Source organism: Actinoplanes sp. CA-030573 (assembly GCF_050951115.1).
Lineage (GTDB): Bacteria > Actinomycetota > Actinomycetes > Mycobacteriales > Micromonosporaceae > Actinoplanes.
The window spans coordinates 4,456,193-4,471,433 of the sequence record NZ_CP192038.1 but is presented as its reverse complement, the minus strand read 5'-3'; the positions used below and the strand labels follow the sequence as shown (position 1 = coordinate 4,471,433).

At 72.4% G+C, this 15,241-nt stretch carries 14 protein-coding genes; 10 read left to right on the top strand and 4 right to left on the bottom strand.

Annotation, left to right across the window (positions count from 1 at the left end; genetic code table 11):
- Window positions 1–86: 86 nt before the first annotated feature.
- On the bottom strand, window positions 87–1,028 hold the full coding sequence (locus tag ACQP2F_RS20820) for a helix-turn-helix domain-containing protein (RefSeq protein WP_433306447.1): 942 nt from the start codon (window positions 1,026–1,028) through the stop codon (window positions 87–89).
- 72 nt (window positions 1,029–1,100) lie between these two features.
- Between ACQP2F_RS20820 and ACQP2F_RS20815 the strand changes: the two genes are divergently transcribed.
- A complete protein-coding gene (locus ACQP2F_RS20815; protein ID WP_433306446.1) occupies window positions 1,101–2,054 on the top strand; it encodes a saccharopine dehydrogenase NADP-binding domain-containing protein in 954 nt (317 codons plus the stop codon).
- Between the two features lie 53 nt (window positions 2,055–2,107).
- The gene (locus ACQP2F_RS20810; protein ID WP_433306444.1) at window positions 2,108–2,749 is read left to right on the top strand and encodes a response regulator transcription factor; all 642 of its coding nucleotides are present in this window, start codon (window positions 2,108–2,110) and stop codon (window positions 2,747–2,749) included.
- 20 nt (window positions 2,750–2,769) lie between these two features.
- Here ACQP2F_RS20810 and ACQP2F_RS20805 read toward each other — a convergent pair whose 3' ends face one another.
- Window positions 2,770–4,398, bottom strand: a complete 1,629-nt coding sequence (locus ACQP2F_RS20805; RefSeq protein WP_433306442.1) for an alpha/beta hydrolase — start codon at window positions 4,396–4,398, stop codon at window positions 2,770–2,772.
- Between the two features lie 128 nt (window positions 4,399–4,526).
- Between ACQP2F_RS20805 and ACQP2F_RS20800 the strand changes: the two genes are divergently transcribed.
- From ACQP2F_RS20800 to ACQP2F_RS20785, 4 genes are all read left to right on the top strand, one after another.
- Window positions 4,527–4,835: a PadR family transcriptional regulator gene (locus ACQP2F_RS20800; protein WP_433306440.1), complete on the top strand. Its 309-nt coding sequence runs from the start codon at window positions 4,527–4,529 to the stop codon at window positions 4,833–4,835.
- Between the two features lie 74 nt (window positions 4,836–4,909).
- A complete protein-coding gene (locus tag ACQP2F_RS20795; RefSeq protein WP_433306438.1) occupies window positions 4,910–5,362 on the top strand; it encodes a hypothetical protein in 453 nt (150 codons plus the stop codon).
- 26 nt (window positions 5,363–5,388) lie between these two features.
- Complete coding sequence (locus ACQP2F_RS20790) at window positions 5,389–5,628, top strand: hypothetical protein (RefSeq protein WP_433306436.1); 240 nt, start codon at window positions 5,389–5,391, stop codon at window positions 5,626–5,628.
- Between the two features lie 168 nt (window positions 5,629–5,796).
- The gene (locus ACQP2F_RS20785; protein ID WP_433306434.1) at window positions 5,797–6,774 is read left to right on the top strand and encodes a helix-turn-helix domain-containing protein; all 978 of its coding nucleotides are present in this window, start codon (window positions 5,797–5,799) and stop codon (window positions 6,772–6,774) included.
- Window positions 6,775–6,880: 106 nt separating this feature from the next.
- Here ACQP2F_RS20785 and ACQP2F_RS20780 read toward each other — a convergent pair whose 3' ends face one another.
- Complete coding sequence (locus ACQP2F_RS20780) at window positions 6,881–8,146, bottom strand: prolyl oligopeptidase family serine peptidase (RefSeq protein ID WP_433306432.1); 1,266 nt, start codon at window positions 8,144–8,146, stop codon at window positions 6,881–6,883.
- 72 nt (window positions 8,147–8,218) lie between these two features.
- Window positions 8,219–8,836: a TetR/AcrR family transcriptional regulator gene (locus ACQP2F_RS20775; RefSeq protein WP_433306431.1), complete on the bottom strand. Its 618-nt coding sequence runs from the start codon at window positions 8,834–8,836 to the stop codon at window positions 8,219–8,221.
- A 62-nt stretch (window positions 8,837–8,898) separates the two neighbouring features.
- Here ACQP2F_RS20775 and ACQP2F_RS20770 point away from each other — a divergent pair, with 62 nt between their 5' ends.
- From ACQP2F_RS20770 to ACQP2F_RS20755, 4 genes are all read left to right on the top strand, one after another.
- On the top strand, window positions 8,899–11,640 hold the full coding sequence (locus ACQP2F_RS20770; protein WP_433306429.1) for a LuxR C-terminal-related transcriptional regulator: 2,742 nt from the start codon (window positions 8,899–8,901) through the stop codon (window positions 11,638–11,640).
- Between the two features lie 52 nt (window positions 11,641–11,692).
- Window positions 11,693–12,523: a class I SAM-dependent methyltransferase gene (locus tag ACQP2F_RS20765; RefSeq protein WP_433306427.1), complete on the top strand. Its 831-nt coding sequence runs from the start codon at window positions 11,693–11,695 to the stop codon at window positions 12,521–12,523.
- Between the two features lie 99 nt (window positions 12,524–12,622).
- Window positions 12,623–13,204: a hypothetical protein gene (locus tag ACQP2F_RS20760; RefSeq protein WP_433306425.1), complete on the top strand. Its 582-nt coding sequence runs from the start codon at window positions 12,623–12,625 to the stop codon at window positions 13,202–13,204.
- A gap of 234 nt (window positions 13,205–13,438) precedes the next feature.
- Complete coding sequence (locus tag ACQP2F_RS20755; RefSeq protein WP_433306424.1) at window positions 13,439–15,187, top strand: alpha/beta hydrolase; 1,749 nt, start codon at window positions 13,439–13,441, stop codon at window positions 15,185–15,187.
- Window positions 15,188–15,241: the final 54 nt, after the last annotated feature.

Below are 15,241 nucleotides of genomic sequence, written 5' to 3'. Positions count from 1 at the left end.
CGGGCCCGCCCGGCGGCCGCGCGCGGAGGGTGAGCCACGACGGCGCCGGGCCGAACGCACGGGCGTGGTGCGGAAATCCCGTATCGCTAAAGGGTTTGGAAGGTCTTTCGGTAAGTCGCCGGGGAAACGCCTACCGTGCGCTGGAAATGGCGCCGCAGGCTTGTCGCGGTGCCCATTCCGGTGGCGCGCGCGATGGCGTCGATGCTGTCGCCGGTGGTTTCGAGGAGTTCCTGGGCGCGGCGGATCCGCTGGGTGAGAAGCCATTGCCGGGCTGTCGTGCCGGTGGCCGCGCGGAAACGGCGGCCCAGGTGGCGCGTGCTCAGGTTGGCGCGGCGGGCCAGGTCGTCGACGGTGAGCGGCTGGTCGAGACGCTCGGACGCCCACGCCAGCACCTCGCTGAACGGGCGGTCGTGCGGCTCCGGAACCGGCGTGGCGACGAACTGGGCCTGGCCACCGGGGCGATGCGGCTGCACCACCAGCTTGCGGGCTATCGCATTGGCGACCGACGATCCGTGATCGGTGCGCACGAGGTGCAGGCACAGATCGAGGGCGGCCGCCTTTCCGGCCGAGGTGAGCACGCTCCCGTCGTCGACATAAAGGACATCGGGATCGACCTCGATCGAGGGATATCGGGCGGCGAGCGCGTCGGCGTAGAGCCAGTGGGTGGTGGCGCGGCGGCCGTCGAGCAGGCCCGCGGCGGCCAGGACGAACGCGCCGGTGCAGAGGGAGGCGACGCGGGCGCCGGCGGCGTGGGCCTGGCGGACGGCGGCGACCAGGTCGGCGGGCGGATCGGCGTCGAGATCGGCCCAGCCGGGGACGATCACGGTCTCCGCCTCGGCCAGGCGGTCCAGCGGCCAGTCCGGCTCGAGCAGGAAGCGGCCGTCGGCCCGGACCGGGCCCGCGCCGCAGATGACCAGGTCGTACCAGCCGGTCGTGCCCGCCGGCGGCACCGAGGTGAACAGCTCGTAGGCCAGCGCCAGCTCGAACTGGAGAATGCCGTCGGCGACCGCCACCGCTACCGTGCTCATGTCCGGAACTGTACGCATCTCGTCGTTCCGGACACTCGCGGGCCGGTCACGGTCGCCGGGATGATCAAGGGCATGGGATCTGCGGTAGTGGTCTACGGCGCCTCGGGGCACACCGGCCGGTTTGTCGTGGACGAGCTGGTCGCCCGGGGACTTGCCCCGATTCGGGCGGGGCGCTCGGTGCGGGACGGAACCCGGAGGGCTTCCGTCGATGACGCGGCGGCCCTGGATCGGGCCCTGGCCGGCGCGGATGCGGTCATCAACTGCGCCGGGCCGTTCGCGGTGACCGCCGGGCCGCTGATCGAGGCGGCGATGCGGGCGGGGATCCCGTACGTCGATGTCGCCGCCGAGATCGAGGCCAACGCCGACACGTTCCGGGTCTTCGGGCCGCGGGCCCGGTCGATCGTGGTGCCGGCGATGGCGTTCTTCGGTGGTCTCGGTGACCTGCTGGTCTCGGCCCTGACCGACGGCGGCGCCGACGAGGTCGAGGTCGCCTACGGCCTGGACAGCTGGCACCCGACGGCCGGAACCCTGGCCGCGGGCCGGGTCTCGCACGACCGCCGGGACGGCCGGCGGGTCCGGTTCGCCGGCGGCGCGTTGCGGTATCACGACGACCCGCTGCCGACCCGGGCCTGGACGTTCCCCGGGTGGGGCGAGCGGGAGGTCTACGCCGAGTTCTCGATGGCCGACGTCGTGACCATCCCCAGCCATGTGAACGTGCCGGTCGTGCGCACCTCCATGACGACGACCGCGGCCCACGATCTGGCCTCGCCCGCCACGCCGGTGCGGACCGGCCGCTCGGACCAGCGGTTCGTGGTCGAGGCGGTTGTGCGGAAAGGATCGGACGAGAAGCGCGCGGTGGCGCACGGGCGGGACATCTACGCGGTGAGCGCTCCGCTGGCGGTGGAGGCCGTCGAGCGCATCCTGACCGGCCGCGCCCGCGCGACCGGCGTCGCCTCGGCGGGGGCGATGTTCGACGCGCGGGACTTCCTGGCGGCCCTGTCCCCGCACATCACCGTCGCCCTTTGAGGGAAGCGGTTTCCCGTCACCCCGTCCGCTGCCCGGCGCGCTACCGTAGCGCGGTGCGAGTGGTGGTGGCCGAGGATCTGACCTTGTTGCGCGACGGGCTCATCCGCATGCTGCAGGCGTACGAGTTCGAGGTGGTCGCCGCCGTCGGGACCGGGCCCGATCTGCTGCGCTCGCTGCTCGACGAGCGGCCCGACGTGGCCGTGGTCGATGTGCGCCTGCCGCCCACGCAGACCGACGAGGGCCTGCGGGCCGCGCTCGCCGCGCGGGCGCAGGTTCCCGGGCTTCCGGTTCTGGTGCTTTCCCAGTACGTCGAGAGGCTCTACGCGCGGGAACTGCTGGCCGACGGCAACGGCGGCATCGGCTACCTGCTCAAGGACCGCGTCTCCGACATCGGTGAGTTCATCGACGCCGTGCGCCGGGTGGCCGGCGGCGGGACGGCCCTCGACCCGACGGTGGTCGCCAAGCTGCTGGACAGCCGCCGCGTCGTACCGCTGAACCAGCTGACCCCGCGCGAGCGCGAGGTGCTCGCCCACATGGCCCAGGGCCGCTCGAACGCGGCGATCGGCGCCGCGCTGTTCATCACCGAGAAGGCCGTGGCCAAGCACACCAACAGCATCTTCGCCAAGCTCGGCCTGCAGTCCTCGGACGACGACAACCGCCGCGTCCTGGCCGTCCTGCACTATCTGGACCGGTAGGCCAGGACGCGGCGGATCCGTCAGCGCCCGGTCAGTGCGTCACGCACTGCGGGCGGCAGGACCACCGCCGTGGCCGCCGTGGCCGCCGCCGCCTTCGTGAGGGCGGACGGCGGCGCGAACGGCGAGCCCTGCGGCTGGCACACCGTGCCCGCCGGCGGCGTCCGTCCGGTGATCAGGTAGTTCGAGACCTGGTCGTTGACGCAGGTGTTGAACGCGATGAAGTACGCCGCGTGACCCCATCCGGCGTACGACAACAGGCGCGAGTGGGGCAGCAGGCGCGCCGCGGTCTGCGCGCCCTGGTAGCGCGTGGCCGGGTCGAAGTAGTTGCCGACCACCAGCACCGGCGCCGCCGTGCGCGTGGTCCACGGTCCCAGGTGGCGGTCCTGGCCGGCGGCGGACGGCCACGTGCGGCAGGCGCTCCACGTCCAGTTCCAGATGCGGCCGAAGTAGCCGTAGCGCCGCTCGTTCTCGTCGGCCGCCCGCTGCCAGGCGCCGAACGACCGCGGGTTGATCGTGTCGGAGCAGGTCACGCCGGGCGAGCCCTCCACGTCGTTCGGATAGTACGAACCGGTGACGCCGAGGCCGGTCCGCAGGCGGGACAGCAGGTCGCCGAGGACGGCCGGGGACGCGCCCGCCTCCAGCGCCGCCAGGAAGTTCGCCAGGTCGGGCCAGACCGCCGCGGCGTAGAGGGCACCCAGCGTCACGGCGATCAGATGGTTGTAGGTGAACGCGAACGTCGCGCCCGTCTCCGGGTTCTGAACGGTGGCCGGGTGGGCGGTCAGATTGCGGGCCAGTGCGTCGTACCGCCGGCTCGCGTCCCCGGAGAACGCGCAGCCGGCGCCGGCCGCGTCGCACAGCCGGAAGAACTCGCCGAGCGTCGCCCGCGCGCCGTCGGCGCTGCCGATCCTCGTGCCGACCGGCGTCTTACGGGCCTGGTCGCCCCGGCCGGTGGCCCAGGCGATCGGGTCGACCACGCCGTCGATCACGAGGGCACGGAAGTTGTCCGGGAACATGTTGGCGTAGTTCTGGCCGAGCAGTGACCCGTACGAGTAACCGAGATAGCTCAGCTTGCGGTCGCCGAGCGTGCGCCGCAGCAGGTCCATGTCGCGGGCGGCATCGGCGCTGGACATGTGGCCGAGGATCGCGCCGCCGTGCCGGGCGCAGGCGGTGGTGAGTTTGTCGTCCGCGACGCGCTGCAACCGCTCCTGGGCGGGCGTCTGCGGGAACGGCAGCGCCGGCAGCGACGCCACCGCCTGCTGGTAGGAGTCGAAGCAGAGCAGCGGCGAGCTGCGATAGATGCCGCGCGGGTCGAAGCCGACGATGTCGAAGCGCGCCCGGATCGAGGCCGGGAAGTAGGGCGCCGCGATCTGCACGAAGTCGACCCCCGAGCCGCCCGGGCCGCCGGGGTTGACCAGCAGCGACCCGATCCGGTGGGCCGGGTCGGTGGCGGGCAGCCGGGTCAGCGCCAGCGCGATCTGCGGGCCGCGCGGGCGGTCGTAGTCGAGCGGCGCCGGGACGGTGGCGCACTCGAAGCCGCTTGCGCAGGCCGTCCACGATACGGCCGGATGCGCGGTGGCGGCGGCCGGGGCGACGAGGCCCCCGGCGAGGGCGGCCGCGACGGCGGCGCCGGCAATGAGGCGTTTTGTCATGGAGCTCTCCCCTTGAGTCCGACAACCGCCTCAACGTACTTGAATGCACCGATGCCCGCGGACCCGCTCGCTACCTTGTTCTCTACCTAGCCCCTTGGTAGAGTACGACCATGCCAAGGTCCGTTCGCATGACCATCCCGACGCAACTGGTGCTGCGTGCCTTGCTCGCCGAGCCCGCGCGGGAGCTGTACGGGCTGCAGATCTGCCAGGCGGCCGGCCTGGCGAGCGGCACGATCCATCCGATTCTGGCCCGGCTCGAACGCCTCGGCTGGGTCGTCTCCCGCTGGGAGGAGGCCGACCCTCAGGCGGAGGGCCGGCCCCGGCGCCGGTATTACCGGTTCACTGCGGAGGGGACCAGCGAGGCGCGAAACGCCTTGGCCGGCGCCCGATCCCCGGCGACCGGGCTGCTCCCCGCCTTGACCGAGGGCGATGCGTGATGGGGTGGCGGGAATGGCGAGCGGTGCGACGACTGGACCGGCAGCGCCGGGCGAGAGCCTACGAGGATTCCGTGGTGCGGCACGCAGCCGTCCTGCGGGCGTACGACGCTCGCCTCCAGCTCGCGTGCCGCCACCTCGGCGTCGAGGAGCATCTGGGGCCGCTCGAGGGCATCGATCGCGAGCTCGAGCGACTGCGGGTGGAGTACGTGGTCGCCGGCCTCGACGTCGACAACCCGGGCGCGCTGGTCACGCTCGAGCGGGCGGCCCTTGACGTCGAGGTGCTGCCCGGGCCGCCGGAGGATGCACCTCCGTCACCCGGACGACTCGCCGGGTCAGCGATCCGGCTGCTGACAGTGGTGCTCGTCTTCGTCCCGCGACCCCATCGCGACCGATATCGCGAAGAGTTCACCGGTGAGCTCCTCGACCTGGCCGAGACCGGAGCGGGCAGGGCTCGCCAGCTCATGTACGCCGCCCGGCTCATCGGCCACGCATGGTCATTGCGCCGGCAGCTCCGCGACAACGATTGACCGGACAACGTACGAAGGGATGCGTCGTGGCCACTGAACCATCGCGCGCCGACCGGGCTTCCCAGCAAGCCGCAAGCTCGGTGCGCTCGATCTGGGTCGCGGTGATGGTGCTGGCTGCGACGATCATCGCCTGCGCCGCCGGATTCCTCGCCTACCTCAGCGGCGCGAATCCCCCGGCCTCGATCCTCGCGGGCGGCGGGGCATTCGGCTCCTCCACGCTGTTGTTCCTCGCCATCGCCCATTACACGGATGGCGGACGCCGATAGCGTCGGCCGGCGACGAGAGGCACCGTTGGGGGTTCGTTCCGACTTCCCGCTTCGGCGTCGCGGCAGATGTCAAGCGAGCACCCGACAGCGGCGCCGTGGAGGGCGTCACCTTGCGCCCGATCGCGCGGGCCGCCCATTCTGGAGTCCCGGATGCGAGGTGTTTCGCCGATGGGAACCATCACCGGCAGCCCCGATCTTGCCTTTCGCCAGACCTTCACCGCCCTGCGTCACCGGCGTCAGCTCAGCCAGAAGGACCTGGCGTTCCGGATGGGCGTCGACCCGTCCTACATCAGCCACGTCGAGCACGGGCGGCACCGGCCCACCCCGGAGTTCGCCCGCCGGGCCGAGGACGCACTGGCCGCCGACGGCGCGCTGACCGAGGCGTTCGGCCAGTACTGGCGCGAGGTGCACGGGCCGGACAGCACCCCGCCGGCCCCGGCGCCGGTCGCCTCCGGAAGCGAGGTGATCATCGAGTCCGAGCAGAGCACGGTCACGCTCGGGGCCGACGGCGTCTATCAGATCGTGATCGTCCGGCACCTGCGCAACACCGGTCAACGGCCGCTCACCCGGTTCCCGACCCGCATCGAGCCGGACATCTGCCCGGACGACCCGGACCGGTCGCGCAGCTTCTACACCGGCAACCCGGTCGAGATCTCCCGCGCCGGATTCTGGGCCACTCTCGACGGCGAGCCGGCGCCGTGGACCACGGTGCGGGACCGGCCCGCCTACAAGCGGCTCGACATCCTGTTCGCGCCGGCCGGCAGCCCGCAGCCGGTCTACCCGGGCGACACCGCCGTCGTCGCCTGCGGGTGGTCGCTGCACTGGACGCAGTGGGGCGACTGGCTGGCCCGCGCGGTCCGCTGGCCCACCCGCCACCTGTCGATCACGCTCGCCTTCCCGGCGGCCGACGTCACGGTGACCGGCCAAGAGAGCACGTGGAGCGAGGACCGCCTGCTGCGGACCAGCACCGCGGACGGGGCCGCCAACGTGCACACCTGGCAGACCAGCGGTCCCGCGCTCGGCGGCATCTACCAGTTCGCGTGGCGGCTGGCGCCCGCGGCCCCGGCCGCAGGCCGGGCCCCCGACCTCCCGGCGCGGGATCAAGTGCATGCCCCGACCCCACCCGTTGTGGGTGGGGTGAGTTGAGCACCCGGGTCCGACACTTTCGCCGAGTTGTCCACAACGGCGGACGGCCGGCGGCGCCTTCACGACGCTGCCGGCCGGCCGGCGGGCTGTCCGGGCGAACGGACCGTCACCGCCGCCGCTGGTGGGCCATCCACTGCCAGATGTGGGTGCCGTTGATGCTCGGGTCGTTGCGGGCCACGTAGATCCAGGACCAGTGGCCCGGGAACTGGTGACCGTTCCAGATCACGTGCTCGTAGAGGGACATCTTGGCGCCCGGGATGAGGTCGTGCGCGTGGATCGTGTTGCGCTGGGGGTTGACCGTGTCGTCGTCGAGGGAGGCGACCAGCCAGGTCGGGGTGCTGATCTTCGCCAGGGCCTCGTCGGGGACCAGGGGCGGGCCGCCGGGCACGAAGGGCTCGACGACGCCGCAGATCGGGACGGAGGCGGCGAACAGCTGTGGGTAGAGGACGGTCATCTCGAGGCTCATGTAGCCGCCGTTGCTGCAACCGGCCACGTAGATGCGGTCGCGGTCGATCGGGTGACGCCGGACCAGGTCGTTGATGATCTGGCGGATCTGCGGCGCGAAGCGGGGGCCGTCCTCGATCCAGTAGGACGTGCTCTGCGGCGCCACGACGTACGCGCCGGAGAAGATCTTCTGGGCCGACGGAGTCGCGAAGCCCAGGGCGCCGCGGTTGGCCCGCAGCGTGGTCTCGTTGTCGTAGTAGTTGTCGGGCAGGGACGCGCCCTCGCCGCCGCCGTGCAGCCAGACGATCAGCGGGCTGTGGCGGCGGGAGTGGTGCGGCGAGAACAGCCGGTACTTCAGGCCGCCGCCGGTGTGGTAGCTGAACGCGTCGACCTCGGGGTTGACCAGCCGGCCCTGCACGAACCGCGAGATGGTCACCGGTCCGCCGTGGCGGCGGCGCAGCGGCGCGTTCTGCGTGATCGTGTAGACCAGGTCCAGCCGCACGTTGCGGCCCCTGCTCACGATGTAGCCGAGCGTCCCGCCGCCGACCTGGCCCTCGGCGTAGCTGAGGTCGAGCACGATGTTCCCGTGCCGGTCGAGCCGGGCCGCGGTCACGGGACGGTCCAGGTCGTACTCGCTGAAGATCTGGTCCCCGGGTGCGATCGGGATCGGGCTGGTGGCCTTGGCGTGCACCGCGAACGTGCCGGTGGTGAGGCTCGCCGGGTCGATCGGCCCGAGCCGGGAGGCGTCGAGGGTGAGCGAGACGACCTGCTCACCGCCGTCGAGCGTCACGGCGTTGAGGACGAAGCGGACCGTGGTCGGATGGTCGTGGTGCCCGCCGGCCTGGGCGGCGGCGCCGGGGATGACGAGGCCGGCGGCGGCACCCGCACCGGCGGCGAGCAGTGAGCGACGACTGATGTTTTCGGCCATGCTGACTCCCTGAGCGAGAAAGCAGCGATCGATACAGGTCTACTCGTTCCACGAACCGCGCGGTCGGTCTCGTTACCTATTTGTTACGTCGAGGTAAACCCGCAGCGCGGCGATGTATCCGGCGAAGACGGCGGCCATGTCGACCTCGTCGGGGTTGAGCACCCACTGCACCTGCAGACCGTCCATCATGGCGATGACCTGGGCGGCGATCGCCTCGCCGTCGGCGTCGGCGCGGATCTCGCCGGCCTCGGCGCCGTCCCGGATCGCCGCGGCGATGACCTCGCGCAGGCGCGGGTACCGATCGCGGAACCAGGCATTGGCCGGGTGGCCGCCGCCGACCGACTCGCCCATCAGCACGGTGAACGCCTGCACCAGCCCGGGCAGCATCGTGTTGTAGCGGACCAGCTCCACCAGCCGGTCGAGGGCGGCCAGGCCGCGCAGCCCGTCGAGCCGGAAATGCGCGGCGTCGAGCCGGTCCCGCTCCGCCAGCACCGCCACCAGCAGGTGCTCCTTGCTGGGGAAATGGTGCAGCAGGCCGGCGGTGGTGAGCCCGGCGTCGGCGGCGATCGCGGAGACGGTGGAGCCCTGGTAGCCCTTCGCCGCGATGGCGCGCAACGCCGATCGCAGCACCCGTTCCCGGGCGGCGTCGCTGCGTTCCGCGGCCCGCACGACGCGTGCCGACGGCGTCATGAAGTACCTCCTGGACGACAAGTTAGCCGGGCCGGCGCGGCGTTGGGTACTTTGGGTATCTCATGCGCGTTCCCACGGTGGTGGACGGCCGGCTGCGGGGCACCGCGGCGGAGCTGACCGTGGACTCCCCCGCCTGGTTCGCCTGGCTCGGCGGCGACGATGCGCGGTCGTTCTCGTTCCGCGCGCCGGCCGGCAGCTACACCGCACGCAAGGAGCGCCGGCAGCGCGGCGGGGCCTACTGGGTCGCCTACCGCACGGCGGCCGGGCGCCAGCACAAGCTCTACCTGGGCAAGGGCGAGGAGCTGACCGGCGCGCGCCTGACCGAGGCGGCGGCCGCCCTCGCCGTACGCGTCTCCGGGTTTCCGCTGCTGACCACCAAGCTGTTCGCGCCCAAGCCGCACCCTGGTCTGATCGCCCGGCCGCGTCTGCTCGATCGGCTCGACGCCGGTCTCACGACGGCGCGATGCACACTGCTCTCGGCGCCGGCCGGCTCCGGGAAGACCAGCCTGCTGGCCTCCTGGCTGGCTCACCTGGACCGGCCGGCCGGCTGGCTCACGCTGGACGAGAACGACCGGAACGCGGGCCAGGTGCTGCGCTATCTGATCGCCGCGCTGCGGGCCGTCGTTCCCGATTGCGGCGGTACGGCTTTGAGCCGTCTCGATGCGGCGCGGACCCCACCGGCCGAGGCCGTCGTGACCGGCATCGTCAACGACCTCGCGGCGCTCACCACGCCCGGCCTGCTGGTGCTGGACGACTATCACCTCGTCCGATCACCGGACATCCATGCCGCGATCACGTTCCTGCTCGAGCGGCTGCCGCCCGCCCTGCATCTGGTGATCGCCGGCCGCGAGGACCCACCGCTGCCGCTGCCCCGCCTGCGCGCCCGGGGTCAGCTCGCCGAGATGCGGGCGCCGGAGCTGGCCTTCACCCGGGCCGAGGCGTCGGCGCTCCTGACCGGAGCCGGGCACGGCGGCCCACTCGGCGGCCACCTCGGCGGCCATCTCGGCGAGGAGCAGGTGGCGGCGCTGGTCGAGCGCACCGAGGGCTGGGCGGCCGGCCTCCGACTGGCCGGGCTGGCCCTGCTCGACCGGACCGACCCGGCGGCGTTCGTGGCCGCCTTCGCCGGCCGGCATCGGCTGGTCGCCGACTACCTGACGACCGAGGTGCTGGACCGGCAGCCGGCACCGGTCCGGCGGTTCCTGCTCGCCACCGCCGTGCTCGACCGGATGTGCGCGCCGCTGTGTGACGCGCTGCTGGACACCTCGGACGCACGCGATCTCCTCTCGCAGATCGAACGGGCCAACCTGTTCCTGGTGCCGCTGGACGACGAGGGCATCTGGTATCGCTATCACCACCTGTTCGCCGACGCGCTGCGGGCCCGTGCCGGCCGGGACCAGACGGCGCCGCACCGGCGGGCGGCGGCGTGGTTCGGCCGGGCCGGGCTGCTGCCGGAGGCGATCGGGCACGCGCTCGCCGGTGGCGCGGTCGCGGAGGCGGCGGAGTGGATCGCGGAGCTGGCGCCGTCGCTGTTCGCGACGATGGCCATCCATCCCCCGCTGGCCGAGTGGCTCGCGGCGCTGCCGGAGGAGGTGCTGCTCGCCCGGCCGCGTCTGTGCCTGGCGCGGGCCTGGCTGCTGATCCACCGGGTCGAGCTGGAGGAGGCGGTCCGGTGGGTCGAGGCCGCCGCCGGTCCGGCGGTGGCGGCCGACGCCGGTGCGGTGGCGGCCACGCGGGCCTACCTGGCGACGGTCGCGCCGGACGTGGCGCCGGACGCTGCGCGGGAGCTCGCTTCCCGGGCCCTGCGCGATCTTCGCGCGGAGGACGAGGCCTACCGCAACGTCGCCGCCATGAGCCTGGGGCAGGCGATGCTGGCGCTGGGCCGGCTCGACGAGGCCGAGGGCGCTTTCGCCGACGCGGCGCGGATGGCGCGACGGGCCGGGCTGGCGCAGGGAAGCCTCACGGCCACGACGCAGCAGATCAACGTGCTGAGGCTGCGCGGCGCTCACCGGGCGGCGCTGACCGCGGCCCGGTCGGCGCTGGCCCGGGGCGGCGACCAGATGGTGGGCCGGCTGCGGACCGTCCTGGCCGACCTGCTGATCGACGAGGGCGACCTCGCGGCCGCGTGGCCACCGGCGATCGACGGGATGGCGGCGCCGCGCGAGTTCGGGGACGCGCCGCCGCTGGTGGTGCTGGGCGCGCTCCCGGTGGTGCGGCTTCATCTGGCGGAGCGAGACCCAGGCGCGGCCGAGGCGGTGCTCGACGAGGTGCGGCCGCTGGTCAAGGGCGGTCCGTACACCATGGTCACCCGGCTGCTCGAGGCGGCCGAGGCGCGGGTGCTGCTGGCCCGCGGGGAGATCGACGAGGCTCTCGACTGGGCCACCGGGGTGGCCTGGCCCGGCCCGGTCGAGCCGCGCGCGCTCGCCGACATGCTGCGGTTCGGCGCGCCGGGCGTCGAGGCGGCGGCGGTCACCCCGGCCCGGATCCTGGTCGCCGCCGGCCGGGGCGGGCGCCACCTCGAGATCGCCCGGGATCTGGCCGCCCGGCACCGGCTGGGCTGGCTGCGGAGGCAACTGGCATCCCTGCGGGGGCCTCGTGCCGAACCGCTCGCCGAACCGATCACCGAGCGGGAACGCGAGGTGCTCCGGCTGGTGGCGGCCGGTTGCTCCACCGCCGAGATCGCAGCCGGGCTGCACGTCGAGGCGAGCACGGTCAAGACGCACCTCATTCACCTCTACCGGAAGCTGGGCGCCCACAGCCGTACCGCCGCGGTGGCCCGCGCCCGCAGCCTCGCGCTCCTGGATTGATTTCCACCCTCCGGTGGACGTGCTCGCGCCGCCGCGGCGCGAGGCTCACCGTATGACTGTTTCGACGACCTTCACCCCACTGGAGGAGAGCCTCTTCCTCACCCTGTACGCGCGGGCCCTCGACGCCCGGCGCGACCGGCCGATCCTCGGCGACGCCCAGGCCGGCCGCATCGTCAACGAGGTCGGCTACGATTTCGGCCGGCTGCACCCGGACACCAACCTGATCCTCAACGTCGCACTCCGGGCCCGGAAGCTCGACCAGGTCGCCGCCGCGTTCCGGGCCCGCAACCCGGACGCGATCGGCCTCGACCTCGGCGCGGGCCTCGACACCCGCCTCGCTCGCCTGCCGTCGTTCCCGGCCGCCGACTGGTACGACGTCGACCTCCCCGAGGTTGCCGAAGCCCGGCGCCGCCTGGTCCCGGGCGGGAACGTCATCGCCGCCGACGTGCGCGATCCGGGCTGGCTCGACGCGATCCCCGCCGGCCGGCCCGCCGTCATCGCCGCCGACGGGCTGATGGGCTTCCTGACCCGCGACGAGCTGATCACCCTGTGGAAGCGCCTGCTCGACCGTTTCCCGAGCGGCGAGATCATCTTCAACAGCTACACCCGGTTCGCCGTACGCGTGGCGCGGCACGCCCGGGGCACGAGCTCGGTGGCCGGCCTCATCCGGTTCCCGGGCATGGACGATCCCCGCGAGCCCGAGCAGTGGGACCAACGGCTTCATCTCGTACGGGAAATCCTGCTCAGCCGGGAGCCGGAGGTCGCCGAGTTCCCCCGCGGCTGGCGTTGGTACCACAGGCTCGCCGCACACAGCACCGCGTGGTCGCGCACCGGGACGATCGTGTTGCATTACCGGTTCGACCGGCGTTCCGAGACCACGTAGCTCCCCGGCCCCTCCGCGGACAGCGCCGGGAACCGGGAACGGCCGTGCGGTGTCATGGCAATGCGAGCCTGTGACCCTGGACGGCTGGAGGGCAGCACGATGCGGTTGACGAGAACGGTCGCCGTGATCGTGGTCGCCTGCTGCACGGCCGGGTGTACCCGCGAACCGGCGCCCGCGCCACCGCCGCCCGTTCCCAGCGCCGCGGCAACGTCGAACGCGACGGCGTCGCCGAGCCCGGCCGGCCGGCCCGCCGGGACGGCGAGCCTCGACTGCGACAGCCCGATCGGCGTCGAGCCGTCGGTGGCCGCGCCCTACGGCGGCTCGCTCGACGCGGTCGCCCTGGACACCTCCGTCGTGCAGGCCGGTGACGCGGCCGGGACCGCGCCGCACCGGCTCTTCGCCAAGACCGGCCTGCTCGTGCACAGCGGGCGCGCGTCGACCTTGACCGTGCCGGCCTCGTGGGCCTCGCGCGTGGCCATCGCGTGGGGCAACCACGCGGCCGAGTGGACCGGCGTCCTGCACATCCCGGCTTGCCCGGCGCCGGCCTCGCATCCCGGCGCGTGGCTGGCGTTTCCCGGCGGGCTCTCCCTGGACCGGGCCGCCTGCGTGCCGCTCGAGGTGAGCGCGGACGGCCGGACGACGACCGTCTCCCTCTCGGTCGGTGCTCGCTGCCCGGGCTGACCGGCACTCCCGGGGTCGGCCATGTCGGCTTCCCGACTCGCCAGATCGTGCCATCCACAGTCGACGAACCGATGAAAATGCGGCCGGAAATCGCTACTAAATCGAGCAACCTTTGCCCCGTGAGAAACATTGTGACGTGATTCGAAAAACGTCCAGGTAAATGGGTGGCATTCACTTCCTACTATGCCGAGCGCGGCGATGAGGCCGCGCGAAGATCGACGGAAGGAATAGTGCATGCCACGTCTCGGCAGAACCGTCCTCGTGGCCGGGCTGGTGGCGAGCGTGCTCGTCGCCGGCGCCGCGGCGCCGGCCTCGGCGGCCGCCGCCACGACCGATCACACGAGCGCCCAGGAGCGCAAGCGGGTCGACAGCGTGCCGACGCCGAAGCTCGGCTGGTACAAGTGCTACGACATCGCCGAGTGCGCCACGACCCGGCTCCCGCTCGACTACGACAACCCGAAGGGCGCCACGACGGAGATCGCCGTTCTCCGGATCAAGGCCAAGGACCAGAAACACAAGATCGGCAGCCTGTTCCTGAACCCGGGCGGCCCCGGCGGATCGGGCACCGGCATCGCGTACGCGGCGCCGGACTTCCTGAGCAAGTCGGTCGTCGACCGCTTCGACATCGTGGGCTTCGACCCGCGCGGCATCGCGTTCAGCGACAACGTCAAGTGCTTCAAGTCGGTCAAGGACCAGACCGCGGTGCTCGGCCAGATGAACGTGGCGTTCCCGTGGGGCAAGGCCGAGGAGAAGAAGTACGTCGACGCGGCCAAGAAGTTCGGCAAGGCCTGCTCCACCACGGGTAAGCCGCTGTCCGGCTCGATGTCGACGGCCGAGGTCGTCCGCGACATGGAGGTGCTGCGCCGCGCGGTCGGTGACAAGAAGCTGAACTACCTCGGCTTCTCGTACGGCACCGCGATCGGCCAGTACTACGCCAACATGTTCCCGGACCGGTTCCGCGCCATCGTGGTCGACGGCGTTCTCGACCCCGAGCACTGGGTGGGCACCAAGAAGACCGCCAACCTGGAGCAGGACGCGCGGCTGCACTCGGCCGACGGGGCGTACCGGGCGCTGCAGGAGATCCTGAAGCGCTGCGACAAGGCCGGCGAGAAGTACTGTGCGTTCGCGGCCGGCAACCCGGTGAAGAACTTCGACGTGATCGCCCAGAAGCTGCGGGCGAAGCCGCTGGTGGTCTCCGATGAGAACGGCAGCTTCACGATCACGTACGCGGACTTCGTCGGCGGCATCCTCGGCGACCTGTACGACGTGGGAGCGGGCGACTGGGTCACCCAGGACGCGCAGTACATCTGGACGCTGCTCAACCCGGCGAGCGCCAAGGCCAAGGCCGTCGCGCGGGCCGGGCTGCTGAAGCGGATCCGGGACGCGAAGAAGAAGGCGGCGCGGGACTTCCCGTACGACAACGGCTTCGAGTCCTTCGCCGGCGTGGACTGCACCGACGCGCTGCACCCGAAGGACGCGGGGCAGTGGCCGGCGCTGATGGCCCAGGCCGACAAGCGGGCGCCCTACTTCGGACGGGCGTGGGGCTGGAGCACGGCGCAGTGCGCGCGCAACACCTGGACCGTACGCGACGAGGACGCGTACACCGGGCCCTGGAACCGCAAGACCGCGTCCCCGGTGCTGATCGTCGGCACCAAGTGGGACCCGGCGACCAACTACGACGACGCGGTCTCGGCGTCCAAGCGGCTGCCCAACAGCCGCCTGCTGTCGAACACCAACTGGGGCCACACGTCGTACGGCACGTCGGCCTGCGCGACCGGCGCGATCGACACGTACCTGCTCAAGCTCACCCTGCCGGCCAAGGGCAAGGTGTGTGAGGGCGAGTACCAGCCGTTCCTCGTGCCGCTGCCCACCGACCCCGAGGGCTCAGCGACCGCCTCGACGCTGAGCGCGCCGTCGGTCCAGGCTCACCGGCCGCCGGTGAGCGGTCCGCGAGTGCCGTCGACGCTCAACGGCACCCGATAAAGTACTGCGCCCGGCCGATCATCACGATCGGCCGGGCGCACCACATCGGAACGA